This window comes from Rhodococcoides navarretei, from assembly GCF_038069675.1.
Taxonomy (GTDB): Bacteria; Actinomycetota; Actinomycetes; order Mycobacteriales; family Mycobacteriaceae; genus Rhodococcoides; species Rhodococcoides navarretei.
This window is the reverse complement of sequence record NZ_JBBPCN010000001.1, coordinates 820494-843188: the sequence shown is the minus strand read 5'-3', so window position 1 is coordinate 843188 and position 22695 is coordinate 820494. Positions and strand designations below refer to the sequence as shown.

At 65.5% G+C, this 22695-nt stretch carries 27 protein-coding genes and 1 pseudogene; 13 read left to right on the top strand and 15 right to left on the bottom strand.

Features of this window, described 5'->3' with window-relative positions; translation table 11 throughout:
* Positions 1-35: 35 nt before the first annotated feature.
* Entirely contained in the window at positions 36-365 is a 330-nt protein-coding gene (locus AABD04_RS04185; protein ID WP_341440321.1) for a winged helix-turn-helix transcriptional regulator, read from the bottom strand.
* Between the two features lie 79 nt (positions 366-444).
* Here AABD04_RS04185 and AABD04_RS04180 point away from each other — a divergent pair, with 79 nt between their 5' ends.
* Positions 445-792: a DoxX family protein gene (locus AABD04_RS04180; protein ID WP_341440320.1), complete on the top strand. Its 348-nt coding sequence runs from the start codon at positions 445-447 to the stop codon at positions 790-792.
* On the opposite strand, the gene AABD04_RS04175 is transcribed toward AABD04_RS04180, so the two are convergent.
* The 7 genes and pseudogenes from AABD04_RS04175 to AABD04_RS04145 all read right to left on the bottom strand — a co-directional run bounded on the left by AABD04_RS04175 (position 772) and on the right by AABD04_RS04145 (position 5530).
* Positions 772-1092 carry a DJ-1/PfpI family protein gene (locus AABD04_RS04175; RefSeq protein ID WP_341440319.1) on the bottom strand — a complete coding sequence of 107 codons (321 nt, stop codon included), beginning with the start codon at positions 1090-1092 and terminating at the stop codon, positions 772-774. The genes AABD04_RS04180 and AABD04_RS04175 overlap by 21 nt on opposite strands.
* Before the next feature lie 91 nt (positions 1093-1183).
* Positions 1184-1378: pseudogene (locus AABD04_RS04170) on the bottom strand (DJ-1/PfpI family protein); the annotation flags it as partial.
* 10 nt (positions 1379-1388) lie between these two features.
* Positions 1389-1679, bottom strand: a complete 291-nt coding sequence (locus AABD04_RS04165; protein ID WP_341440318.1) for a GPP34 family phosphoprotein — start codon at positions 1677-1679, stop codon at positions 1389-1391.
* Entirely contained in the window at positions 1676-2095 is a 420-nt protein-coding gene (locus AABD04_RS04160) for a DUF1801 domain-containing protein (RefSeq protein WP_341440317.1), read from the bottom strand. Before AABD04_RS04160 ends, AABD04_RS04165 begins: the two co-directional genes overlap by 4 nt.
* Positions 2092-2436 carry a UBP-type zinc finger domain-containing protein gene (locus AABD04_RS04155; protein ID WP_243594490.1) on the bottom strand — a complete coding sequence of 115 codons (345 nt, stop codon included), beginning with the start codon at positions 2434-2436 and terminating at the stop codon, positions 2092-2094. Before AABD04_RS04155 ends, AABD04_RS04160 begins: the two co-directional genes overlap by 4 nt.
* Positions 2433-3878, bottom strand: a complete 1446-nt coding sequence (locus AABD04_RS04150; RefSeq protein WP_341440316.1) for an ATP-binding protein — start codon at positions 3876-3878, stop codon at positions 2433-2435. The genes AABD04_RS04155 and AABD04_RS04150 overlap by 4 nt, the downstream gene beginning before the upstream one ends.
* On the bottom strand, positions 3875-5530 hold the full coding sequence (locus AABD04_RS04145) for an FAD-dependent oxidoreductase (RefSeq protein ID WP_341440315.1): 1656 nt from the start codon (positions 5528-5530) through the stop codon (positions 3875-3877). Before AABD04_RS04145 ends, AABD04_RS04150 begins: the two co-directional genes overlap by 4 nt.
* A gap of 423 nt (positions 5531-5953) precedes the next feature.
* Here AABD04_RS04145 and AABD04_RS04140 point away from each other — a divergent pair, with 423 nt between their 5' ends.
* Positions 5954-6751 carry a DUF1206 domain-containing protein gene (locus tag AABD04_RS04140; protein ID WP_341440314.1) on the top strand — a complete coding sequence of 266 codons (798 nt, stop codon included), beginning with the start codon at positions 5954-5956 and terminating at the stop codon, positions 6749-6751.
* Positions 6752-6771: 20 nt separating this feature from the next.
* Here the strand turns inward: AABD04_RS04140 and AABD04_RS04135 are convergent, their stop codons facing one another.
* Positions 6772-6966, bottom strand: coding sequence for a helix-turn-helix transcriptional regulator (locus AABD04_RS04135; RefSeq protein WP_243594493.1), 195 nt, complete (start codon positions 6964-6966; stop codon positions 6772-6774).
* Positions 6963-7358: a hypothetical protein gene (locus tag AABD04_RS04130; protein ID WP_341440313.1), complete on the bottom strand. Its 396-nt coding sequence runs from the start codon at positions 7356-7358 to the stop codon at positions 6963-6965. The genes AABD04_RS04135 and AABD04_RS04130 overlap by 4 nt, the downstream gene beginning before the upstream one ends.
* 170 nt (positions 7359-7528) lie before the next feature.
* On the opposite strand from AABD04_RS04130, the gene AABD04_RS04125 reads away from it, so the two are divergent.
* The 5 genes from AABD04_RS04125 to AABD04_RS04105 all read left to right on the top strand — a co-directional run bounded on the left by AABD04_RS04125 (position 7529) and on the right by AABD04_RS04105 (position 12268).
* Complete coding sequence (locus AABD04_RS04125; RefSeq protein WP_341440312.1) at positions 7529-7993, top strand: SRPBCC family protein; 465 nt, start codon at positions 7529-7531, stop codon at positions 7991-7993.
* A gap of 88 nt (positions 7994-8081) precedes the next feature.
* The gene (locus AABD04_RS04120; RefSeq protein ID WP_341440311.1) at positions 8082-8348 is read left to right on the top strand and encodes a GlsB/YeaQ/YmgE family stress response membrane protein; all 267 of its coding nucleotides are present in this window, start codon (positions 8082-8084) and stop codon (positions 8346-8348) included.
* A gap of 129 nt (positions 8349-8477) precedes the next feature.
* Positions 8478-9194 (top strand): phosphatidylserine decarboxylase, encoded by a 717-nt coding sequence (locus tag AABD04_RS04115; protein ID WP_341440310.1) that lies wholly within the window; start codon positions 8478-8480, stop codon positions 9192-9194.
* An 8-nt stretch (positions 9195-9202) separates the two neighbouring features.
* A complete protein-coding gene (gene pssA, locus AABD04_RS04110; protein ID WP_149406575.1) occupies positions 9203-10057 on the top strand; it encodes a CDP-diacylglycerol--serine O-phosphatidyltransferase in 855 nt (284 codons plus the stop codon).
* Between the two features lie 33 nt (positions 10058-10090).
* Positions 10091-12268 carry an AAA family ATPase gene (locus AABD04_RS04105; protein ID WP_341440309.1) on the top strand — a complete coding sequence of 726 codons (2178 nt, stop codon included), beginning with the start codon at positions 10091-10093 and terminating at the stop codon, positions 12266-12268.
* 53 nt (positions 12269-12321) lie between these two features.
* Here the strand turns inward: AABD04_RS04105 and AABD04_RS04100 are convergent, their stop codons facing one another.
* Both AABD04_RS04100 and AABD04_RS04095 read right to left on the bottom strand, forming a co-directional pair.
* A complete protein-coding gene (locus AABD04_RS04100; protein ID WP_341440308.1) occupies positions 12322-13074 on the bottom strand; it encodes an isocitrate lyase/PEP mutase family protein in 753 nt (250 codons plus the stop codon).
* A gap of 61 nt (positions 13075-13135) precedes the next feature.
* Positions 13136-13540, bottom strand: coding sequence for an NUDIX hydrolase (locus tag AABD04_RS04095; protein WP_423228210.1), 405 nt, complete (start codon positions 13538-13540; stop codon positions 13136-13138).
* A gap of 239 nt (positions 13541-13779) precedes the next feature.
* On the opposite strand from AABD04_RS04095, the gene AABD04_RS04090 reads away from it, so the two are divergent.
* Genes AABD04_RS04090 through mnhG form a run of 6 tightly spaced genes read left to right on the top strand, consistent with a single transcriptional unit; the run spans position 13780 to position 20163 of the window.
* Positions 13780-16644, top strand: coding sequence for a Na+/H+ antiporter subunit A (locus AABD04_RS04090; protein WP_341440306.1), 2865 nt, complete (start codon positions 13780-13782; stop codon positions 16642-16644).
* Positions 16641-17264, top strand: a complete 624-nt coding sequence (locus tag AABD04_RS04085) for a Na(+)/H(+) antiporter subunit C (protein WP_341440305.1) — start codon at positions 16641-16643, stop codon at positions 17262-17264. The genes AABD04_RS04090 and AABD04_RS04085 overlap by 4 nt, the downstream gene beginning before the upstream one ends.
* On the top strand, positions 17261-18904 hold the full coding sequence (locus AABD04_RS04080; protein WP_341440304.1) for a Na+/H+ antiporter subunit D: 1644 nt from the start codon (positions 17261-17263) through the stop codon (positions 18902-18904). Before AABD04_RS04085 ends, AABD04_RS04080 begins: the two co-directional genes overlap by 4 nt.
* 2 nt (positions 18905-18906) lie before the next feature.
* Positions 18907-19548: a Na+/H+ antiporter subunit E gene (locus AABD04_RS04075; protein WP_423228209.1), complete on the top strand. Its 642-nt coding sequence runs from the start codon at positions 18907-18909 to the stop codon at positions 19546-19548.
* Positions 19545-19802, top strand: a complete 258-nt coding sequence (locus AABD04_RS04070) for a monovalent cation/H+ antiporter complex subunit F (protein ID WP_128646448.1) — start codon at positions 19545-19547, stop codon at positions 19800-19802. The genes AABD04_RS04075 and AABD04_RS04070 overlap by 4 nt, the downstream gene beginning before the upstream one ends.
* 22 nt (positions 19803-19824) lie before the next feature.
* Positions 19825-20163 carry a monovalent cation/H(+) antiporter subunit G gene (gene mnhG, locus AABD04_RS04065; protein WP_128646447.1) on the top strand — a complete coding sequence of 113 codons (339 nt, stop codon included), beginning with the start codon at positions 19825-19827 and terminating at the stop codon, positions 20161-20163.
* Positions 20164-20179: 16 nt separating this feature from the next.
* On the opposite strand, the gene AABD04_RS04060 is transcribed toward mnhG, so the two are convergent.
* The 3 genes from AABD04_RS04060 to AABD04_RS04050 all read right to left on the bottom strand — a co-directional run bounded on the left by AABD04_RS04060 (position 20180) and on the right by AABD04_RS04050 (position 22672).
* A complete protein-coding gene (locus AABD04_RS04060) occupies positions 20180-21349 on the bottom strand; it encodes a glutamate--cysteine ligase (RefSeq protein ID WP_423228113.1) in 1170 nt (389 codons plus the stop codon).
* Positions 21312-22022, bottom strand: a complete 711-nt coding sequence (gene sodC, locus AABD04_RS04055; protein WP_341440301.1) for a superoxide dismutase[Cu-Zn] — start codon at positions 22020-22022, stop codon at positions 21312-21314. Before sodC ends, AABD04_RS04060 begins: the two co-directional genes overlap by 38 nt.
* 113 nt (positions 22023-22135) lie before the next feature.
* Positions 22136-22672: a LytR C-terminal domain-containing protein gene (locus AABD04_RS04050; protein WP_341440300.1), complete on the bottom strand. Its 537-nt coding sequence runs from the start codon at positions 22670-22672 to the stop codon at positions 22136-22138.
* Positions 22673-22695: the final 23 nt, after the last annotated feature.

The following is a 22695-nucleotide window of genomic DNA, read 5'->3' as shown; positions in this document are numbered from 1 at the left end:
GACCACTTCTGGCCCTCGCGAATCTCTCGCGGGGGTCAGAGGTTGTTCGAAGCCCATTCCGTGAGCGCGCGCAGCGACGGCAGCAGCGCCTCACCGGCCGGCGTCAAGCTGTACTCCACGGAGATCGGCGGCCCGTCGCCGACGGTGCGCGCAACCAGGCCTGCTTTCCCGAGTTCTCCCAGACGTTCCGACAACACCGAGTCACTGATGCCACCGACGGCACGGCGCAGGTCGGAGAACCCCATCGGTCCGTTCATCAGCGTCGCAAGAAGAATTCCGTTCCACCTCTTGCCGAGAAAGCCGAAGGCTTTGACCAGCGCCCCGTCGCAGGCACGAGGATCATGAGACTGCTCGTTCGTGGCCATGCGTCCACCCTACCGAGGTGCTACAGTCCGCCTTGCTGCTTCTGAATTACTAGTGGCCTCACAAATGAAAGCAGGGCTCATGTTCATCGCAACCACCGTCGTCTCGGTCATGCTCGCCGTCGCACTCACGTTCTCCGCCATCGGGAAACTGACGAAGAATCCGTCCGTCGTCCCCATGCTCGAGCAGGTCGGCGTGCCCGCAGACAGGATTCCCTGGCTCGCGTACGCGGAACTACTCGGTGCCGGCGGTCTCCTGGTGGGTCTCTACCTGTGGCCCATCGGCGTCGCTGCCGCCGTCGGTGTCGTTCTCTACTTCGTCGGAGCAGTCGTCGCCCATGTGCGGATCAAGGACAAGGACTTCGCTCCGGCCGCAGGGCTGGCCGTCTTCGCCGTCGTCGCGCTGGTGCTACGGGTGCTCAGCGCCTGACCAGTCGTAGTCCATCTGGCCCGCGGTGGCGAGAGCGTGGTCCGCGCCCGCCCACCGTGCGACCAGATGCAGGGCCAGATCCAGACCGGCGCTGATCCCGGCGGACGTCGCCAGATCGCCGTGGTCGGTGTACCGAACACCCTCGTGCACCACCAGCGCAGGCCAGTTCTTCCGCAGCAGTTCCAGATCTTCCCAATGCGTGGTGACCGGCCGCTCGTCGAGCAGTCCCGCAGCCGCCAGCACGAACGCACCGGTGCATACCGACGCCACCAACTCGGCACCGGGCCGAAGTCGCTGCAAACCACTGCAGCACCCGGTCGTCCGCCGACACCGCGTCGACCACACCGCCAGGAACCACGACGACGTCGTATCCCCTCGGATCGTCGATCGTGGTGTCGACGCCGATCCTCATCCCGCCCCTCGCGGCGACAGCTCGATCGCCGATCCCGACGAGTGTCACCTCGAAAGGTGTTGCGTTTCCAGCACGTTCGGCCACTCGATTGGCAACCGAGAACACCTCGAACGGACCGCACGCGTCGAGCACCTCGACATCGTCGAACAAGAGAATTGCAACGCTTCTTTTCATATTCCGGCCTTCAGCTACTCGTGGTCGACACGATGACGGGCACCATCACCGCGGCCCTCACCGCAGCGTTCACATCCGAGACGGCCTTGCGCACAGCCGCGCCCGCCCACTCGCCCTCGGCGATCTGCTTCGCCCTCTGTTTCAGCAACTTCTTGTCCGCGTCCACGATCACCTTGTGCGTCAGGTCCACCGCCGAGATCAGCGAGATCGACGCGGCCGAATGCGGCGACGCCGTCGTCGGGAACAAGCCCCACACCGTGTCCTTCTGCTCGATGACGAGGTCCACCGCGATCAAGGTCATGACGCGAGGTTACCCAGGATGTACCGGTAGTTGTAAGCCACCAATTGTTCGAGAATCGCTATGTCCACATCGGCGAGTGTGTTCACGTACAGGCAACCTGCTCCTCGCTTGTGCTTTCCCAGTTGTTCGAGCAAGGACTCCGACTCCGGGGCGGACGTGGCCCCGTACACCGACAGACTCGCCGTGCGCGGCGAGAACCCGACGACGAAATACTCGCCCCGACGACCACTGCCCGTGGTGTACCGGTAGGTCCCGAACCCCACCATCGTCGGACCCCACATCACCGCCGGCTGCCCGGTCACGCGACCCATCATCGCCGCGAGCGCGAGACCATCCGCCCGCCGAACCGGATGCTGCACGGCAGCCAGAAAATCCGCGGCCGATACCTCGGTGGGTCGAGTCAGGTTCTCGTTCAATTGATCAGACTCTGCCAATTCGCGGGCACCCGCTCACGCGGACCGGGAACCGACTGATCGAGCGGACGATGTTGCGGTGGAGCAAGTTCCGGCCCGTCGTACATCTGCTCGTCGGCGTAGTTGTAGAACCAGTCCTCACCGGGCTCGTAGCTTCGCACGAACTGGTGCCGGGTGGACTCGGCGTGTTTGCTGGCGTGCTGGGACGGCGAGGAATCACAACATCCGATGTGCCCGCACTGCGCGCACCGCCTCAGATGCACCCACCACCCCTGTGCCTGTGTGCATTCCACACACCCCGGGCCAGACGGTGGGACCTGCGGGTCGATGCCTTCGATGGTCATGATGCCTCCTCTGTTGCCGGGTCCTTGGGCAGTCGCACGATGAAACGTGTATCCCCCGGTTCGGACACCACACGCAGATCACCCTGATGCTTCTTCACCACGATGCGCCACGAGATGTCCAGGCCGAGGCCCGTCCCCTCGCCGACCGGCTTGGTGGTGAAGAACGGCTCGAAGATGCGCGATCGAATCTCCTGCGGCACACCGGGTCCGGTATCGCAGATCTCGATCTGGACCTGATCGTCGTCCAACGATGTCCGTACCGTCAGCACCCCCTTCTCCTCGGGAGTCGCCGCCATCGCCTGCACGGCATTGTCGATCAGGTTGGTCCACACCTGATTGAGTTCGGCGGCGTAGGCCGGGATGGGCGGCACCGAGGGGTCGTAATCCTTCACCACACGGATGTCGTCACCGATCTTGCGGCCCAACATGATCAGAGTGCTGTCGAGCAGCTCGTGCACGTCCACGGTGCGATACGGCGCACGATCCATCTGCGAGTACTGCTTCGCGGCACCGACCAGCGTCGAAATACGAGTGGTCGAATCCGCGATCTCGTTCATCAGCAATTCGGTTTCGACGGTGTAGTTGAGCCACCGAATGGCACCCTCCAGCATCGTCGGATCATCGACCGTCGCCGAGACCCGATCGAGCCACGGCACATCGAGGCCGGCCGAGACGAACGTCGGAGCCAGATCCCAGCCTCCACCGATTCCCTTGTCCTCGAACCACTCTCCGAGTTCGTCCTCGCGGTCCGACGCCTCCATCGCCGTCAGCTTCGGAGCCTTGGCCACCAACTCCACCGCCTCGTTCTGCAACCCGACCAGATGCGCCATGCTCGCGCGATCGAGGCTGCCGCCGGCAATCATCGCCAACTTCTGCCGCATGTGCGCCACCCGATCACGCAACGCGGACGTTGCCCGTACCGCAGCAGCGGCCGGATTGTTCAGCTCGTGCGTCAAACCGGCGGACAGAGAACCCAACGCCAACAGTCGTTCTCGTTGTTCCACGATCTGCTTGGTGTTCTGATTTCCGAAGAACAAACCCTCGAGCAGATGCAGCGCCATCGGGAACCACTCCCGCACGATCGACGCGAAGCATTCGGCGTCGAGCACGAAGAACCGGGAGCGCTCGGTCACCCGCATCGACCCCTGGTACGTCTGCGGCACTCGATCGCCCAGATACGCCTGCCACGCACCGGCGTACACCCCGCGCTGCGACGTCCGATTGACCACCAGGTCCTCCCCGCCCGAGAGCTTCGAGAGCACCACGGCTCCGTCCATCAGAACGTAGAAGCACGTCGCCGGTTCGCCCTCCGCGTACACCGGCCCGGGCTCGATCGTCTCGATGCGCCCGTCCCGACACAGCTCCGCCAACTGCGGGTCGGTGAGCTGCTCGAACAGGAACAGCGTCCGCAACTCCTCCGGATCACATGCAGGCGTGCTCATGGGTTCGCCAGATATCTGTGCACCAACATCACGGCCATCGCTCCCTCTCCCACTGCCGACGCGACGCGTTTGGCCGAGTCGGACCGTACGTCACCGGCGGCGAACACACCGGGCACACTCGTTTCGAGGTGATGCGGAAGACGGGCCGACGTCCAGCCGGCGGGCGCTCGCCCGTCGACGACGAGATCGGGCCCGGTGACCACGAATCCATGCTCGTCCCGAACGAGCACCCCGTCGAGCCACTCGGTGCGCGGCGCGGCACCGATGAACAGGAACAGGTACTGCGCGCCGACCGTCGAGGTCTCGTCGGTTGCCCTGTCGCGCAGCGTGATCGACTCGAGATGACCGTCACCCGACACACCGACGACCTCGGTGCGGGGCCGAACGCTGATCTTCGGGTTCTCTTCGATCTGCTTGATGAGGTAGTACGACATCGACGCTTCGAGGGACTCGGCCCGGATCAGAATGGTGACCGACTTGGCCCCGCGCGAGAGATACACCGCCGCCTGACCAGCCGAGTTCGCGCCGCCCACGATGTAGACGTCCTGCTCGGCACACCGCGCCGCCTCGGTCATCGCCGATCCGTAGAACACGCCTCGGCCGGTGAAGTCGTCGATGCCGGGTGCTTCCAGCCGTCGATAGGCGACCCCGGTGGACAGAATGATCGTCTGAGCGCTGATGCTGCGGCCGTCGGCGAATCGCACGGTTCGCGCAGCACCGGTGGTTTCGAGGCCGACGACGTCCTGGGTGGTGACCACCTCGGCACCGAACTTCAACGCCTGCCGCCGCGCCCGCTCGGCGAGCTGTGCTCCCGACACCCCGTCGGGAAAGCCCAGGTAATTCTCGATTCGCGAACTCTGACCGGCCTGGCCACCGGTGGCGGTCCGCTCGATCAACGTCGTCCGCAGACCCTCCGACGCACCGTAGAGCGCGGCCCCGAGCCCTGCCGGTCCGCCGCCGATGACGACCAGATCGTAGAACTCCTCCGACGGTGACACGGTCAACCCGAGCCGAGTACCCAGCTCCGCGTCGGACGGTTCGATCAACGCATCGCCCTCGGTGGTGATCACCACCGGCAAGCGGCCCTCGTCCACACCTGCGGCGGCCAGCAGCCGGGCTCCCTCGGATTCGTCGGACATGTACCAGCGGTACGGGAGCCGATTACGGGCCAGGAACTCGCGAATCTCCGACGACCGCGCAGACCAACGATGGCCGATGATCTTGGTGTCCTCGACGGCCCGGTGGTCGTAGGCACACCATGCCTCGAGTTGGGCGTCGAGCACGGGGTAGAGCTTTTCCTCGGGCGGATCCCACGGCTTGAGCAGGTAGTAGTCGAGATCGATGACATTGATCGCGTCGATCGCAGCGTCGGTGTCCGCGTATGCGGTGAGGAGGATGCGACGGGCCGTGGGGAAGATGTCCATGGCCTGCTCGAGAAACTCCATGCCGCTCATGTGCGGCATGCGATAGTCGGCCAACAGAATGGCGACCGGGGTGCCCCGCAGCGCGAGTTCCTTCAGGGCGTCGAGCGCCCCGGCACCGGATTCGGCGCGGACGATGCGGTACTCCTCGCCGTACCGGCGGCGCAGGTCGCGAGCGACGGATCTCGATACTCCAGGATCGTCGTCGACGCTGAGAATGACCGGTTTCATGACCCTCCAGGGCTGATGCTCATCGACATCATGAGCATGCCACCGCGTCGCCCCGAATGGGAGGCAAGCAGGCCTGGAAACCGCAGGGTCAGATTCGGCCGCGCCTGATCAGATCGAGTTCCTGTGGGGTGAGTAGTCGTTCGAGCTTCTCGGCCGGCCAGGTGCGGGGGCTGCCACTCATCCTCGCGGTCTTCAACAGGGGTAGATCGCTGCTGGTACGACGCATTATCGACTGTAATTTCACGGTGGATCACTCCGAACAATTTCTTCGTTGGTCCCGACACTCCGCTTGCTACATCGATCAGTGTCCGCCTGGTGTTAACGCCGCCGCGGGATCTCGTCCGGCGTTTCGCCGCCCGACACCGTTTCTCTCGACTCGGACCGGGTAAACAGACGCCCACGTCAACTGATCGGGGAACGATAGTGAACACGTCGGGTAAATCGGTAGCCGATTCCGTACAGGACAACGGTGCCTTCGAGAAAGCGGCGCGAGCCGGCCACTTCGTCAGCGGAGTACTGCACATCCTCATCGGCTACATCGCCGTTCGGTTGGCATTCGGCCAATCGGGAAACGCGGATCAGTCCGGTGCGCTCGCCGAACTGGGCGACCAGCCCGGCGGCAGAGTCGCCCTGTGGGTCGCGGTGGTCGCATTTCTGGCCTTGGCTCTGTGGCGAATTCTCGAGGCGATCGTCGGCAAGAAGTCCGACGCGGACGCCGGAAGCGTGCTGGACCGCCTCAAGGCAGCGGCGCTGGCCGTCGTCTACCTCGCGTTCGCATTCTCGACCTACGGCTTCGCAACCGGCTCGGGCAAGTCCACCGGGCAGCAGAACGCCGGCTGGTCTGCGCGGCTGATGGAATCCGGCGGCGGCAAGCTCGTGCTCATAGCCGTCGCGCTGGTCGTCATCGGAGTGGGCGGGTACCACGTCTACAAGGGCGTGTCGAAGAACTTCCTCGACGATCTCGAAGGCCACCAGAGCGGAGCCGTCGTCAAGCTCGGCATCGCCGGATACGCAGCCAAGGGCACTGCCCTCGTCGGAGCCGGACTCCTCGTCGTGGTGGCAGTGCTGCAGTCCGATCCGTCGAAGGCCACCGGCATCGACGGTGCCCTCAAGACGCTCGGCTCGCAGCCCTACGGTCGGGTACTGCTGATCCTCGCGGGAGTGGGCATCGCGCTCTACGGCCTCTATGCCTTCGTGCTGGCTCGCCGCGCTCGGATGTAGAACGCGGTTCGGCTGCTCGATCAGCGCGGGTCGAACAGCTCGTCGACGCTGACCTCGAAAAGCCGGGCCAGACGGAACGCGAGAGAGAGCCGCGGGTCGAAGTGACCCTTCTCGATCGAGATGATCGTCTGCCGACTGACCCCTACCGCGTCGGCGCACTGCTGCTGAGACAAACCGGCAGCAGTGCGCAGCCGGTGCACGTCGTTGGACGTCACCGCTGCGTGCGCGAGAGGACCAGGTACCGCACGGCAACGTCGGCCATGGCCAGTGCCAGGAACGCGACGACCGGAACCAACTCCGTGTCTAGTATCGCCGAGGCCGCCGTCGCGACGCCGAGTGCGATCAGCAGATCGAAGAAGGCACCGGACGACGCCTGCTGCAACCACTGGAACTCGACGGAATCCTCCGGATTCTCCGGCATCTTCGGCGATCGTTGCGGAACCAACGTCCACATCGCTCCGACGAGAGCCGGGGCCGTTGCCGCCGCGAACACCAGGGCTACTTGCCACCCGCCGTCGTCTCGCACCGATGCGGCAACGACCCCGACAACGGCGGCGAGCGCAATTCCGAGAACTGCGGCGGGAACTCGTGGCAGGGCGACCCTCATGACAACCTCCCGGGTGTGTAGAAGTTCTTTGACATATTCCACCCCCACTCGGCTCCGGTGTCAAACTTCTCTTACATCCTTCGTCGCCCCTGTTTCGCTATGAGCTCGCACACACATATGCTGTGACCGATTTGTCGTAACGTCCAGTCACACATACCCGGAGGCCCCCGTTGAGCAAGACTCTCGAAGCCACGATCGACATCGCAGCGAGCCCCGAGACCGTGTGGTCGATCATCTCCGACCTGCAGCGCATGGGCGAGTGGAGCCCGCAGTGCAAGAAGATGAAGGTCTTCGGCGGACCGGTCGGCAAGGGCACCACAACGCTCAACGTCAACCGCAAGGGAATGCTCGTCTGGCCGACCACCTCGAAGGTCGTCACCTTCGAGCCCAATCGTGAACTCGCGTTCCGCGTCACCGAGAACAAGACGATCTGGTCCTACACCCTCACTCCCACCGCGACCGGAACGACCGTCGTCGAAAAGCGGGAAGCGCCGACGGGCACATCGGCAGTGTCGTCGTTTCTGGTGCAGCGCATCCTCGGTGGTATCGACGAGTTCGACGTCGAGCTCGTCGAGGGCATGAACAAGACTCTGCGTCGCATCAAGACCGAGAGCGAGAAGTCGAGCGAGAATTAACTTTTCTCAGGAATGTTTCAGGTTCGTTTCCCACGGGCATCCGTCGTTTCGACAAGCACTAGACACGAACGGAAAGTGGGGGCACCCTATGTTGGGACTCGGATTTGTAGGCTGGATCATCATCGGCGGACTGGCCGGTTGGATCGGTAGCAAGATCATGAAGACGGATGCTCAGATGGGCATCATCCTGAACATCGTCGTCGGCATCATCGGTGGCCTTCTGGGCGGATTCCTGCTCAGCACCTTCCTCGACGTCGAGGGTGGCGGACTCATCTTCAGCTTCATCACCTGCCTGCTCGGCGCTTGCATCCTGCTGTTCCTGGTCAAGCTCGTCACGGGTCGCAGCCGCGTCTGATCGCACTTGCACTTCCTGACTGCCGGGGCACCTCACGTACGCTGTGAGGGCCTCGGCAGTCGTGCGTCTGCACCTTTCTCCAGCACCACGAACTGCCAGCCCCTGTCCGACGAAAAGTTAGAGGAGACCGTGGCACGCCGTCCCGCCCCGATTGGTCAACCGCCCCGCACCGGAGTGGCTCACATCGTCGACTTGGTTCGCGAAACGGTTCCACCGCTTCACCCCGCAGGCCTGCCGTTCGTCGGTGGCCCGCTTGCCGTCGCGGTTCTCGGCCGCCGCTCCAAGTGGGTCCGAAACGCCGGTCTCGTCGCCGCCGGTGCCTGCGCCACGTTTTTCCGCCACCCGTCCCGAGTGCCGCCGAATCGCCCCGGCGTCGTCGTCGCTCCCGCCGACGGCCTCGTCACGCTCGTCGACACCGCGATCCCGCCTGCCGAGCTCGATCTCGGCTCGCAGCCGGTCCCGCGCGTGAGCATCTTCCTCTCCGTCCTCGACGTACACGTGCAGCGTGTTCCCGTGGCCGGTCGGGTCATGGAGGTCGTACACCGCCGCGGCCAGTTCAAGTCCGCGGACCTGGCCGAGGCCAGTGAGGTCAACGAGCGCAACAGCATGCACATCAGGACCGACTCCGGCCAGAACGTCGCCGTCGTCCAGATTGCAGGTCTCATCGCGCGACGCATCATCAACAACGCGAAGGTCGGCGACACACTGTCGATCGGCGACACCTACGGGCTGATCCGATTCGGATCCCGCGTCGACACCTACTTCCCTGCGGGCACGACGCTGCTGGTCGAACGCGGTCAACGCGCGGTCGGTGCCGAGACGGTCCTCGCCGAGCTTCCGCAGTAGAAACCGACATGATCACCAGACGCGCCAAGCCGCCTGCTGCCATTCGTCTGCTTCCGTCCGTCGTCACGATTCTCGCGCTGTGCTCCGGCCTGTCCGCGGTCAAGTTCGCCCTCGACGGCCAGCTCGGCACCGCGCTCGCCATGATCGGTGCCGCCGCGATCCTCGACGCGTTGGACGGTCGCATCGCTCGATTGCTCGACGCCACCAGCAAGATCGGTGCCGAACTGGACTCGCTGTCCGACGCCATCTCGTTCGGTGTGGCACCGGCACTGGTGCTGTACGTGACACTGCTCGAGGGCAGCAGCGGCGGCTGGATCGTGGCGCTGGTCTACGCCGTCAGCATCGTGCTCCGGCTCGCGCGCTTCAACACCCTGCTCGACGAGGACGACACCCCCGCATACGCCCGCGAGTACTTCACCGGAGTTCCCGCCCCCGCGGGAGCGCTCATCGCCATGGCTCCGATCGCGGGCTTCGAGCAGTTCGGCGACGGTTGGTGGGCGTCGTTCTACGTCGTCGCCGGCTGGGCGATCATCACCGCTGGTCTGATCGTCAGCCGCATCCCCACGTTGGCGCTCAAAACCGTCTCGGTGCCTCCGCGGCTGGCCGCGGGGCTGTTGGTTCTGGTCGCTCTGCTCGCCGCAGCGCTCATCACCTTCCCGCTGATTCTGCTGATGGGGTTGGTGCTGGCCTACCTGGTGCACATACCGTTCGCGGTGCGCTCGCAGCGCTGGACGGCCGCGCGCCCGTACACCTGGGATGCCAAGCCGGCCGAACGTCGGGCCGAGCGTCGGGCCATCCGTCGAGCGCCGGGCAACGCGCGCCGGTCGCAGGCACGTCTGGGACTGCGTCGGCCTCGTAGCTGATCCACCCGCAGCCGAACCATTAGTGTGGCTGTGGTGACCGAATCTCGCTCGACGACGCCGGAGCTCGTTCTCACCGCCCGCCTCAACACCTCGGCCGCCGATGCCCGACGCGGCGTCGTGCGCCTGCATCCGGAGGTACTCGCCGCCCTGGGCCTGCGGGAGTGGGACGCGGTGTCGCTCATCGGTTCTCGCCGCACGGCCGCCGTCGTTGCCGCGGCACCCGATGGATCACCGCAGGGCACCGCGCTCCTGGACGACGTCACGCTCTCCAATACCGGGCTGCGCGAAAACGCCTCTGTCGCAGTCGGACCCGCCACCGTCTACGGAGCCAGGACCGTCACGGTGACAGGTTCTGCACTCGCCACCGGTTCCATCTCCGACGCCACCCTGCGGCAAGCGTTGCTCGGCAAGGTGCTGACGGTGGGCGATACGGTCTCACTCCTCCCCCGCGATCTCGGTCCCGGCACCTCCACTTCGTCGGCGACGCAAGCGCTGTCGAGGACGTTCGGAGTTGCGTGGACCACGGAGCTGTTGACGGTCTCGGCCGTCGACCCGTCGGGTGGGCCGGTGAGTGTGCAGCCCAATTCGGCGGTCGGGTGGGGCTCGGGAACCGTCGGTTCGGCGCAGACGCCGGCAGCGTCGATTCCCGCGCCGAAGACCGCAGCCCCGCGAGTGAGCGTGGCAGATCTGGTGGGAGTGGGTGTGCAGCAGTCGAAACTCACCGAATGGCTGCGGCTGGCACTGGACGAGTCCGAACTGCTGGCGACACTCGGCGCGTCACCGCACCTGGGGGTGCTGATCACCGGACCCGGCGGGGTGGGCAAGGCCACGTTGGCACGAGCGGTCGTCGGCGATCGCGCCTGCGTCGTGCTGGACGGACCGTCGATCGGTGCCCTCGAGGCGTCCGCTCGCGTCGAGAAGGTCACCGCGGCAGTGGACGAACTCGCAGGCAGCGGGGTACTGCTCATCACCGACGTCGACGCATTGCTGCCCTCCGATCCCGAACCGGCGTCCACGTTCGTCCTCGACGTTCTGCGCCGGGCCGTCGACACTCCCGGTCTGGCTCTGATCGCGACGACGGCCCATCCGGAGGGCACCGATCCACGACTGCGCGGTCAGGACCTGTGCGATCGAGAGCTCACCCTCACCCTGCCCGACGCGGCAGGCCGCAAGGGATTGCTCGAGCATCTACTGCGAAAGGTGCCGCAGGGGAATGTGGATCTCAGCGAGATAGCCTCACGGACACCGGGTTTCGTGGTCGCCGATCTGGCTGCACTGACCCGGGAGGCGGCGCTGCGAGCGGCGGCTCGTGCGTCGAACGATTCCGCCACGGCCTCGTTGACGCAGGACGATCTGGTGGGCGCACTCCAGGTGATCCGCCCACTGTCACGATCGGGCAGCGAGGAGCTGGCCATCGGCAGCCTCACCCTCGACGACGTCGGCGACATGGTCGAGACCAAGCAGGCACTCACCGAGGCAGTACTGTGGCCGCTGCGGCATCCGGACTCGTTCGCGCGCTTGGGAATCGAGCCGCCGCGGGGAGTCCTGCTCTACGGCCCGCCCGGCTGCGGCAAGACGTTCCTCGTGCGGGCGCTCGCCAGCTCCGGGCAGCTCAGCGTGCACTCGGTCAAGGGCGCGGAGTTGATGGACAAGTGGGTCGGATCCTCGGAAAAGGCTGTCCGAGAACTCTTTCAGCGCGCCCGCGATTCCGCTCCCTCGCTGATCTTCCTGGACGAGGTGGACGCTCTTGTGCCCCGGCGCGGGCAGAGTTCGGATTCCGGCGTCGGAGATCGGGTCGTCGCGGCGCTGCTGACCGAACTCGACGGCGTCGAACCGTTGCGCGATGTCGTCGTACTCGGCGCAACCAACCGGCCCGATCTGATCGACCCCGCACTGCTTCGGCCGGGCCGACTCGAGCGCTTGGTCTTCGTGCCGCCGCCGGATTCCGATGCCCGCGTGGCCATCCTGAAGGCGTCGGGCAAGTCCATTCCGCTCGCCTCGGACGTCGACCTGGAGTCGCTGGCCCGGGACCTCGACGGTTACTCCGCGGCCGACTGCGCAGCTCTGTTGCGCGAGGCCGCGTTGACGGCGATGCGTCGGTCGATGGATGCGGCCGACGTCACCGCCGCCGATGTCGCCGCTGCTCGGGCGACGGTGAAACCGTCACTCGATCCCGAGCAGGTGGCGCATCTGGAGGCCTACGGGTCGTGAGCGGAAATTCGTAGCAGGCTACGAATTTCCGCTCACCTGCGGCGAAGCCGCTCTCACTTCCAGCGGCCGAGGATCTCCTCTGCCCGCTTGGCCAATTCCATCTGGAAGATCGGACCGAAGCTGATGCGTCCGACTCCGAGGGATGCGAAGTGCGACAGGTCGCCCTCGGCCGGGTTGGCGATGGCGTTGATGGGCAGTGGGAGTTCCTCGGCGAGGCGCTTGTAGTCGGCGTCGTTGTGGAAGCCGACGGGGTAGAGCGAGTCGGCTCCGGCCTCGGCGGCCAGCTTCAGGCGTGCGATGGCGCGCTCGACGCGGTCGCTCTCGTCACCGATCGCCTTGACGAACAGGTCGGTGCGGGCGTTGATGACCACGTGGACGTCGGTGGCGTCGGATGCTGCACGCAGTGCTCCGACGAAGTCGGCGTGTTCCTGCGCTTCGCGGAGGCGGCCGCCCTCGCTGTGCACGGTGTCCTCGATGTTGAGGCCGACGGCTCCGGCGGAGATCAGGCCGTCGATCAGTCGCTTGGGATCTTCGCCGTAGCCGGCTTCGATGTCGACCGACAGCGGCACGTCGACAGCTCCGGAGATCTGGGTGATGCGGGCGAGGAGCTCGTCGAAGGTGATGCCCTCGTTGTCGGGCTTGCCGATGGAGTCCGAGACGGGGTGGCTGCCGACGGTCAGGGCGGTGAATCCTGCGGACACGGCCAGGTTGGCGGACCAGGCGTCCCACACGGTCGGCAACACAACGGGGTTACCCGGCTGGTGCAGCTCGAGCAGGGTGGCGGCTTTCTGGGACAGGGTCGACATGAAGGCTCCTTCGCGGTGGCTGTGGAGAACGTACGTTCTCTCGTTCCCCAACGTACCCGCTTCAGTCGATCAAATCGAGTGCTTGCATTCGGTCGAACACCATCAGGGAGCCGGGAGCCACGTCGGGCATGGCGGCGTACTCGTCGCGCGTGAAGTACCTGATCTCTGCGATTTCACTGGTCGGCGTCGGCTCGTTCGCCAGATCGGCGATGAAGCAGGTGATCTCGAGCGGGGTACCTGGCGGGTGCCCCCATGCCTGGCACTCGAACACTCCGAGGAGCCGGACGTTCGCCACGGCCGCATCGAGTTCTTCCCTGATCTCCCGGTGCAGCGCCTGCTCGGCCGTCTCGCCCGGGTCGATCTTGCCGCCCGCCATGTAGAACGCAGACTTGCCGACCGACCGCGTCTGGATCATTCGACGATCTCGGACGTACGCCAGACCGGCGGTCCGAATGAGCCTCGACACGCTCACGGCACTTCCCCTCGGCTCGAGCCACTCCTGCCGTTCTGTACCGCTTGGCACGCGCTCGACCACGCAAAGTAATGTGGAAACCGACAACTCACGGATGCCGTTCGGCAACCGTTCCGTTAATTCTCAAAGCTCTGATTCCAATTTCACACGGACTTCGCACACCCTACTCATCGCCGCCCTACGACCACCGCCTCGGCTTCACCGCCGAGGCGACCGAGACGACGGAGTGATTTTTGCTCGCCATTCTTCTTGCGCACGCCGCCGCCGCGCTGCTCGCGCCGCTGTTCGTCCGGTGGTGGGGCCGCAATGCCTTTTTCCCCCTCGCACTCGTCCCCCTGCTCAGTCTGGTCTGGGTGTTCGGCAACTGGGGAACCGACCAGACACTGAAGATCGAATGGGTCCCCGGCCTGTCGATGAACATCGACATGCGGTTCGATTCCTTGGCGGCCATCATGTCCTTGCTGGTCCTCGGCATCGGCGCACTGATCCTCCTGTACTGCGCGCGCTACTTCGAAAACGACGAGGCTCGACTGGGCCTGTTCGCCGCCGAGATGGTCGCGTTCTCCGGTGCGATGTTCGGCCTCATCACCAGCGACAACATGCTCGTGCTGTACATCTTCTGGGAAATCACGACAGTTCTGTCGTTCCTGCTCGTCGGCCACTACGCCGAGCGTGCCTCGAGCAGGCGTGCGGCCACCCAGGCACTGCTCGTCACCACCGCGGGCGGCCTGGCGATGCTGGTCGGCATCATCATCCTCGGGCAGGTATCCGGCACCTACAACCTCTCCGAGCTGGTCGCGAACGCACCCGGCGGCTGGTTGCCCGGAGTCGCGATCGTGCTGGTCCTCATCGGCGCACTGAGCAAGTCGGCCATCGTGCCACTGCACTTCTGGCTCCCCGGAGCCATGGCTGCCCCGACGCCGGTCAGCGGCTACCTTCATGCCGCAGCGATGGTGAAGGCCGGCATCTACCTGGTGGCGCGCCTGGCACCGGGGTTCGCCGATTCCGGCCCATGGCGCGCCACCGTGATCAGCCTGGGACTGCTGTCGATGATCCTGGCCGGCTGGCGAGCGCTGCGCGCATTCGACCTCAAACTCATCCTCGCGTTCGGCACCGTCAGCCAGCTCGGCTTCCTCATGGTGCTGGTCGGCATCGGCTCGGAGAAGGCGATGCTCGCCGGCCTGACGATGGTGATCGCGCATGCGATGTTCAAAGCGGCGCTGTTCATGGTCGTCGGCATCGTCGATCACACCACCGGCACCCGAGACATCCGCAAGCTCGCCCACCTGGGCAAGAAGGCTCCGTGGCTGGCCGCGATCGCGGCGCTGGCCGCGGCCAGTATGGCCGGACTACCGCCGATGCTCGGGTTCGTCGGCAAGGAGACGGCGTTGTCGGCCGTGATCAGCACTCCGACGCTCGATCCCACGGTTGCGGCGGTCGTCGTCGCAGGGCTGGTGATCGGCTCGATTCTCACGGTCACCTACAGCATCCGATTCGTGTGGGGCGCGTTCGCGCGCAAGCAGCTCAAGCGTCCGAGTCCATCGGTCAGGGCGATGCATGCCCCGTCCGCGATGTTCCTGGCCGCGCCTGCATTCCTCGCCGTTCTGGGTGTGATCGCCGGGTTCGGATCCTCGGTCGTCGACGGCATCGTCAGCCCCTACGCCCGCACCCTCCCGTCCTACGGTCAGGAGCCCTACCACCTGGCCCTGTGGCACGGTTTCAACCTTCCGCTCGCGCTGACCGTCGTCGTCGTCACCGGCGGTGTCGGGCTGTTCATCGCCCACCGCGTGGTCAACCGGCTCAAGTTCGAGCATCCCCCGCTCGGCAACGCAGACCGCATCTACGACAACGTGCTCAAGTTCATGGACACACTGTCCATCCGCCTGACCGGCACGACGCAGCGTGGTTCGCTCCCCCTCACTCAGGGCACCATCCTGTTGACGCTGGTGCTGCTGCCGATGATCGTGTTGATCGTCGGCCAGGATTCCGGCATCGACTACACGTTGTGGAACACCCCGTTGCAGCTGGTCATCGGCGTGATCATGATCGCGGGCGGTCTCGGAGCCACGGTGATGCGCAACCGTCTGGCCAGCGTCATCCTCGTCGGACTCACCGGCTACGGCTGTGGCGTCATCTTCGCCATCCACGGCGCGCCGGACCTCGCGCTGACCCAGTTCCTCGTCGAGACCCTCACCCTCGTGGTGTTCGTGCTGGTGCTGCGCAAGCTTCCGGCCGAGGTCGACGACCGCGGCTCGGCGGGCTCGCGCGGACCCCGTGCCGTGCTGGCCGTCGCCGTCGGAGCGACCGTCAGTGTGCTGGGCGCATTCGCGATGAACGCCCGAAACACCGCCCCGGTGTCCTTGCTGCTGCCCGACGCCGCATACGAACTCGGCGACGGCAAGAACGTCATCAACGTGATCCTCGTGGACATCCGAGCCTGGGATACCCTCGGCGAGATCTGCGTCCTGCTCGTCGCGGCGACGGGCGTGGCCAGCCTGGTCTTCCGCAACCGCCGGTTCGGCAGCGCTCCGCGGGTGTCCGACGCCCCCGCATCGAACGCCTCCTCGTCGAACTCGGATGCGAACTTCGCGGCAGAGACGACGTGGCTGCTCGGCGGCGATCTGATCGATCCGCGGCATCGCTCATTGATTCTCGAGGTCACGACGCGATTGATCTTCCCGACGATCATGGTGCTGTCGATCTACTTCTTCTTCTCCGGTCACAACGCCCCCGGCGGCGGTTTCGCCGGTGGCCTCACCGCCGGACTGGCGCTGGTGCTGCGCTACCTGGCGGGCGGCCGCTACGAGCTCGGCGAGACAGTGCCGATCGACGCCGGAAAGATCCTCGGTCTCGGGTTGATCTTCGCGGCCGGAACTGCCGTGGCGTCGATGTTCCTCGGAGCCCCGGCGTTGTCCTCGGCAACGTTGGAGGTGACGTTGCCGATCCTCGGCGACATCAAGTTGGTCACCGCATTGTTCTTCGACCTCGGTGTGTATCTCATCGTGGTCGGGTTGGTACTCGACGTGCTCCGTAGCCTCGGTGCCCGTCTCGACGCGCAGGTGGAAATGCAGAGCCAGAGCCGGGTGAGCGCCCCATGACCGCAGATCTCGGAATGCTGATCATCACCGGCGTACTCGTGGCATCGGGTGTGTACCTGCTGCTCGAGCGCAGTATCACCAAGATGCTTCTGGGGCTGCTGCTGTTCGGCAACGGCATCAACCTGCTGTTGCTCACGGTCGGCGGCCCTGCGGGTGCCCCGCCCATCGTGGGCCGCGACAATGCGGTCAACCAGCAGATGGCCGACCCTCTGGCCCAGGCGGTGATCCTCACGGCGATCGTCATCACGATGGGAATCGCAGCGTTCGTGCTGGCCCTGGCGTACCGGTCGTTCACTCTCAACACCAGGGACGACGTCGAGAACGACCCCGAGGACACCAAGGTCTCCCGCCGTCGCTCGATGGCCGAGGCTCCCGACCGCGACCGCTCGGACGACCCGGTGACGGGCGAGCCGAGCTTCGGCGGCGACGCGTTCGACTCGAAGGGCAACCCCATTCCGCTCGAGCAGATCAGAAACCTCGAAGACCTCGAGTGCTACGAGGACCTGCACGACGGTGACTTCGACAACGATGACGACAATCCGCAGCTGCGCGGGTTGGACGGACTCGACACCGCCGAGAAGGACGACAGCCGACCGGATGAGAAGGGAGACCACGCATGACGATCTCCCCCGCAGTGATCGACGTTCTGACTCCGCTGCCGGTGCTGATTCCGATGCTCGCGGCCGCATCGACCCTGGTACTGGGGCGCCGCCCCCGCGCTCAGCGGTTCATCACCCTCGTCGCGCTGACCGCTGTCGTCGCGATCTCGTCGATGATGCTCTACCTCGCCGATCGCGACGGCGTCAGCGCACTTCAGGTCGGTGGCTGGGATTCCCCACTCGGCATCTCTCTTGTCGTGGACCGGCTTTCGGCGATGATGCTCCTGGTCTCGTCCATCGTGTTGCTCGCGGTCATGGTGTACTCGATCGGCCAGGGTATCCGCGACGGCAACGAGAACCAGCCCGTCTCGATCTTCTTGCCGACCTACCTCGCGCTGACCGCGGGTGTCTGCAACGCGTTTCTCGCGGGCGATCTGTTCAATCTCTTCGTCGGCTTCGAGGTTCTGCTCGCCGCATCGTTCGTGTTGTTGACGCTCGGTGCGAGCGCCGACCGAGTACGTGCGGGCGTGTCGTACGTGATGGTGTCGATGGTGTCCTCGCTGATCTTCCTGTTCGGCATAGCGCTCGTGTACGGCGCAACCGGGACGCTGAACCTGGCCCACATCGCGGTTCGGATGGACGACATCACGCCCGGAACCAGAACCGCGATCTTCGCCGTCCTGTTGGTCGCGTTCGGCATCAAGGCCGCGGTGTTCCCGCTCTCGACGTGGCTTCCCGACTCCTACCCCACCGCCCCGGCACCGGTCACCGCCGTGTTCGCGGGCCTGCTGACGAAAGTCGGTGTGTACGCGATCATCCGCGCCCACACCCTGCTGTTCCCCGACGGCTCGCTCGACAACGTACTGATGGTCTGCGGTCTACTGACGATGCTCGTGGGCATCCTCGGCTCCATCGCACAGAGCGATATCAAGCGACTGCTGTCGTTCACGCTCGTCAGTCACATCGGCTACATGATCTTCGGTGTCGCGCTGTCGACACAATCGGGATTGTCGGGCTCGATCTACTACGTCGCCCACCACATTCTGGTGCAGACGACACTGTTCCTCGTCGTCGGTCTCATCGAACGGCAGGCCGGTTCTTCGTCGCTCCGGCGCCTCGGTGGGCTGGCCGCGGCCAGTCCGGTGCTGGCGATCGTGTTCCTGGTGCCCGCCCTCAATCTCGGTGGTATCCCGCCGTTTTCGGGCTTCATCGGCAAGGTGGCGCTACTGCAGGCCGGTAGCGAGCAGGGCAGTGTGTTGGCCTGGTTGCTCGTCGCGGGCGGAACCGTCACCAGCCTGCTGACGCTGTACGTGGTGGCTCGCGTGTGGACCAAGGCGTTCTGGCGGGCCCGCGCCGACGCTCCCGAGGGCGATCTTGCGGACAACAGCCCCTCCGCTCTGCTCGACGATTCCTCGGACATCGCGTTCGGCGATCGTGAGGACGTCGGCCGGATGCCTGCCTTCATGTTGATCCCCACCATCGGGCTGGTTGCCGTCGGCCTGGCCATGACGGTCTTCGCCGGCCCGATCATCGACATCAGCGACCGCGCTGCGGCAGACCTTCGCGATCGCTCGATGTACATCGATGCGGTGCGCGGTGCGGAATTCGTCGGCGATCAGGCCGCCGAACAGGCACGCGAGAACCAGGAAGGCACTCGATGAAGATGAACCGTTCCCTCCTGCTCCGCCTGTGGACTCTCGCGTGGTTGACTGCCATCTGGGTTCTGTTGTGGGGCAACGTCTCTGCGGCGAACATCCTCGGCGGCATCGCAGTGGGCCTGCTCATCATGGTGCTGCTGCCGCTGCCTCGCGTACCGGTCGAGGGCCGCATCCACGTGTTCTCGCTCGTCAAGCTGGCCGTCGTGTTCCTCTACTACGCAATGGAATCGAGCCTCAGCGTGGCCTGGCTGGCGGTCCGGCCCAAGGCTCCGCCGGTCACCGGCGTGCTGCGCTGCCGCATCGCGATCAAGTCCGATCTGGTGCTCACCCTGTTCGTCGACGCGATGAACCTCGTGCCCGGCACCATGGTGCTCGAGATCGACCGAACCAGACGCCTGCTCTACGTGCACGTGTTGGACATGGGCACCCAGAAGGCCGTCGACGGCTTCTACGCCTACGTGCGGAACCTCGAGAAACTGTTCATCGCGGCGTTCGAGCGAGACTCCGACTGGAAACCGAGTCCACTGCACTACCAGGAGTACGAGCGGTACCACGGTGTACTCGGCGACGATCCGGAATCGGCGGATCGCGACGCCCCTCGAGACGACAAGAAGACCGACGACAAGAGGAAGGGGAAGTGGTCGTGACCATCGTTCTGGCCATCGCAGGTGCCCTCCTGATCGGTGCCGCGATCCTGACCGCCTACCGACTGCTCGACGGACCGAGCACGCTCGATCGACTCGTCGCCATGGACACCATCCTCGCCGTCTCGATGTGCGGTCTCGGCGTATGGGCCGTCTACAGCCGCGACACCACCCTGGTGCCGGCGATCGTCGCGCTGTCACTGGTCAGCTTCGTCGGGTCGGTCAGCATCGCACGATTCCGAGTGAGGGACGAATGATCGACACAGTGAGGGCCGAACGATGACCGCAGCCCAGTGGATAGCCTCCGTCTTCATCCTGTTGGGAGCGATGTTCGCCTTCACGGCCGCCGTGGGCATCGTGCGCTTCCCCGATACTCTCTCGCGGATGCACGCGGCCACCAAGCCGCAGGTGGTCGGGCTGATCATGGTGCTGATCGGGGCCATCATCAGCCTGCGCGGCAATGTCGACATCTGGATGCTCGTGCTGGTCGGTATTTTCACCCTGGTGACCGCACCGGTGATCGCGCACACCGTCGGTCGCGTCGCGTACCGAGAGCAGCGCGGCCGCGACGGACTGTTGATCGTCAACGAGATGGAACCGAACGAATCCGACCAGTAGCGCGAAGCGTATCGGGTCAGGATCGGAGGTCGGTGACCAACGATTCGACGACTGCGCGCAGGTCACCGTTGGATTTTGCGGCCACCGCACGCTGACGCTGATACGACGCCCCCAGCCGAGGGATGTCGGCCACCGCCGCCAGCTCGTCGACGCAATTCAGTCGGACGGCCGTCGGCGTCAATTTCTCGAGTAGGTCGTTCAGATCGTCGGTGACCAGCCGCTCGTTGCTGTCCGAGTCCAGAATGATCTCGGCATCGAGACCGTATCGGGCGGCCCGCCACTTGTTCTCCTGCACGTGCCACGGAGGAATCGACGGCAAGGTCTCCCCCGCCTCCAGCCGCTCGTCGAGATGGACGATGAGGCAGTGCGTCAATGCGACGAGCGCCGCGAGTTCCCGCTTGGTCGACGCCCCGTCGCACACTCGGACCTCGATCGTGCCCCACTTGGGAGCGGGCCGGATGTCCCAGTGCATGCCGCCGAGCTGCGCGATGACCCCGGTCTTGAGCTGATCGCGGACGAACCCCTCGAACTGCGACCAGTCCTCGAACTGGAACGGCAGACCGGCCGTCGGAAGCTGCTGGAACATCAGCGCACGATTGCTGGCGTAGCCGGTGTCGTTGCCCGCCCAGATCGGCGAGGACGCCGACAGTGCCAGCAGATGCGGGTACTGCAGCAGCAGTGAATTGAGAATGGGAAAGACCTTGTCGGGGGACGACACTCCCACGTGCACGTGCACGCCCCAGATCAGCATCTGCCGGCCCCACCACTGCGTCCGCGCGATCAACTCGTCGTAGCTCGGCGAGCTGGTGAGCTGCTGAGTGGACCACTCGGCGAACGGATGGGTGCCCGCCGAGAACAGATCGATTCCCAGTGGATCCGCGGCACGCTCGACCAACGACAGGGACTCACCGAGGTCCGCCATCGCCTCCCCGACGTTCTCGCACACTCCGGTGACGAGCTCGACGGTGTTGCGCAGCAATTCCTTCGTCACCCGAGGGGTGTCCCCGGCGAGATCGTGGACTCCGTCCATGACCGCCTCGGCGGAATTGACCAGGTCTCGCGTGTTCTTGTCGACCAGTGCGATCTCCCACTCGACGCCCAGTGTCGGGCGCGGTGAACTCGCGAAGTCGATCCGCGGAGCGCTCAAACTACTGCAGCACCGCGCATGCCGCCCGCGAGCCGGCATCGCCGGTCATCAGAGTCGTCATGTCCGGCACAGCGGCACCGTCGGGCAGGGTGTATCGCGGCGGGATGTTGGCGAAGTTGTCGGCACCTTCGTGGACGATCACGGCCGTTCCGGCACCATCCGCACGCAGATCGTCGAGCGTGAGCGCGTCGGTCGTGGTGACGAGCATGCCGGTGCCGTCCTCGCCGACCTGAATGGACGTCAGATCACCGCTGGCCGGGTACTCGGTGCGGCCGTCGACCTGCAGGTGACCGCCCGCGGACAGGAACGCGCCCGGCTCCCCGCCGGTCGGTGCCACGGAGTTCGGCTCGCAGGCGGCGACGGTGTGAATGTGGAAGCCGTGGAAGCCGGGGACCATGTCCTCGACCTCGGCGGTGACGACGACCTTGTCGCCCTCGGACGCGAACGACACCGTGCCCACCTCGGCACCGTCGGCGTTGCGCAGGGTGCCCTCGATGGTGTCGCCGGAGCCCGACTCGGCCGGGCTGTCACCTGCTACGGCTTCTGCTTCCGGGTCGGCCTCGCCGGTCCAGACCGGCGGGACGGTGCCCTGGACGTCGGACGGAACCTCGCCGTTGCTGCAGGCAGAGAGCCCGAGCGCTGCGATCGCGAGGACCGGGGCCACGTAACGCAACGATCGGGTCGCAGCAGTGCGTCGCTTGAACATGTCCATCGGAAATCGCTCCTCTTTCAGGCAGTTTCGCCGGGCTCGAAAATGATAACGTGCCGACCGATCGTGCCGAATCGGGCACGGAGGTCGACGCTGTGGAATTGGTCGCCGCAGGGCTACTGGGTCACGATGACGACAACGCCTGCCGTGGATTCGAGTGACGTCGGCTTGGGTTCGGCCGGGACGCCGAGCTGCGTGGCGATCGTCTGCGCGGCCTGTTCCTCGCCTGCCGACGTGCCGTAGTACACCGCGGTCTGCGCGAACTGGTCTGCGCTGAAGTTGCCCGTCTCGGCGACGTTCCACCCCTCGGCGGTCAACGTGTCTGCGGTGCCGGCCGCCAGGCCGGAGACGTTGGAGTTGTTGAGTACTCGCACCTCGACGTCGGCGGGGGCACCCGAGGTAGTGGTGGGTGCCGCGGCGCCGGTCGACGCGTCGGCTGCGGGGACCTGGGCTGCCGGGGCCTGCGCGGGTGCCGGAGCCGCAGCCGGCTCGCTCGTGGTCTCGGTCGCAGCAGGCTCGGCGGCCGCGTCGTCGGAATCGGACCCGGTCAGCGACAGTGCACCGATCGCTGCGAACAGAATCGCGAGCGAGATCAACACCATGGCCAGGGCACGGAGTGGTGGCCCGGTCTGTTCCGGGTTGGGGCTGCTCACGTACTCGACCCTAGCCGACCGTC

Bases quoted from the DNA above. Each gene is read 5' to 3' on its own strand.
- AABD04_RS04180 (WP_341440320.1), top strand. From the start codon at position 445: ATGTTCATCGCAACCACCGTCGTCTCGGTCATGCTCGCCGTCGCACTC.
- AABD04_RS04145 (WP_341440315.1), bottom strand. From the start codon at position 5,530: ATGAAACCGGTCATTCTCAGCGTCGACGACGATCCTGGAGTATCGAGA.
- AABD04_RS04130 (WP_341440313.1), bottom strand. From the start codon at position 7,358: ATGAGGGTCGCCCTGCCACGAGTTCCCGCCGCAGTTCTCGGAATTGCG.
- AABD04_RS04120 (WP_341440311.1), top strand. From the start codon at position 8,082: ATGTTGGGACTCGGATTTGTAGGCTGGATCATCATCGGCGGACTGGCC.
- AABD04_RS04075 (WP_423228209.1), top strand. From the start codon at position 18,907: ATGAACCGTTCCCTCCTGCTCCGCCTGTGGACTCTCGCGTGGTTGACT.
- AABD04_RS04100 (WP_341440308.1), bottom strand. From the start codon at position 13,074: ATGTCGACCCTGTCCCAGAAAGCCGCCACCCTGCTCGAGCTGCACCAG.
- AABD04_RS04080 (WP_341440304.1), top strand. From the start codon at position 17,261: ATGACGATCTCCCCCGCAGTGATCGACGTTCTGACTCCGCTGCCGGTG.
- sodC (WP_341440301.1), bottom strand. From the start codon at position 22,022: ATGGACATGTTCAAGCGACGCACTGCTGCGACCCGATCGTTGCGTTAC.
- AABD04_RS04150 (WP_341440316.1), bottom strand. From the start codon at position 3,878: ATGAGCACGCCTGCATGTGATCCGGAGGAGTTGCGGACGCTGTTCCTG.
- AABD04_RS04060 (WP_423228113.1), bottom strand. From the start codon at position 21,349: ATGCCGGCTCGCGGGCGGCATGCGCGGTGCTGCAGTAGTTTGAGCGCT.
- AABD04_RS04165 (WP_341440318.1), bottom strand. From the start codon at position 1,679: ATGACCTTGATCGCGGTGGACCTCGTCATCGAGCAGAAGGACACGGTG.
- pssA (WP_149406575.1), top strand. From the start codon at position 9,203: ATGATCACCAGACGCGCCAAGCCGCCTGCTGCCATTCGTCTGCTTCCG.
- AABD04_RS04185 (WP_341440321.1), bottom strand. From the start codon at position 365: ATGGCCACGAACGAGCAGTCTCATGATCCTCGTGCCTGCGACGGGGCG.
- mnhG (WP_128646447.1), top strand. From the start codon at position 19,825: ATGACCGCAGCCCAGTGGATAGCCTCCGTCTTCATCCTGTTGGGAGCG.
- AABD04_RS04155 (WP_243594490.1), bottom strand. From the start codon at position 2,436: ATGACCATCGAAGGCATCGACCCGCAGGTCCCACCGTCTGGCCCGGGG.
- AABD04_RS04085 (WP_341440305.1), top strand. From the start codon at position 16,641: ATGACCGCAGATCTCGGAATGCTGATCATCACCGGCGTACTCGTGGCA.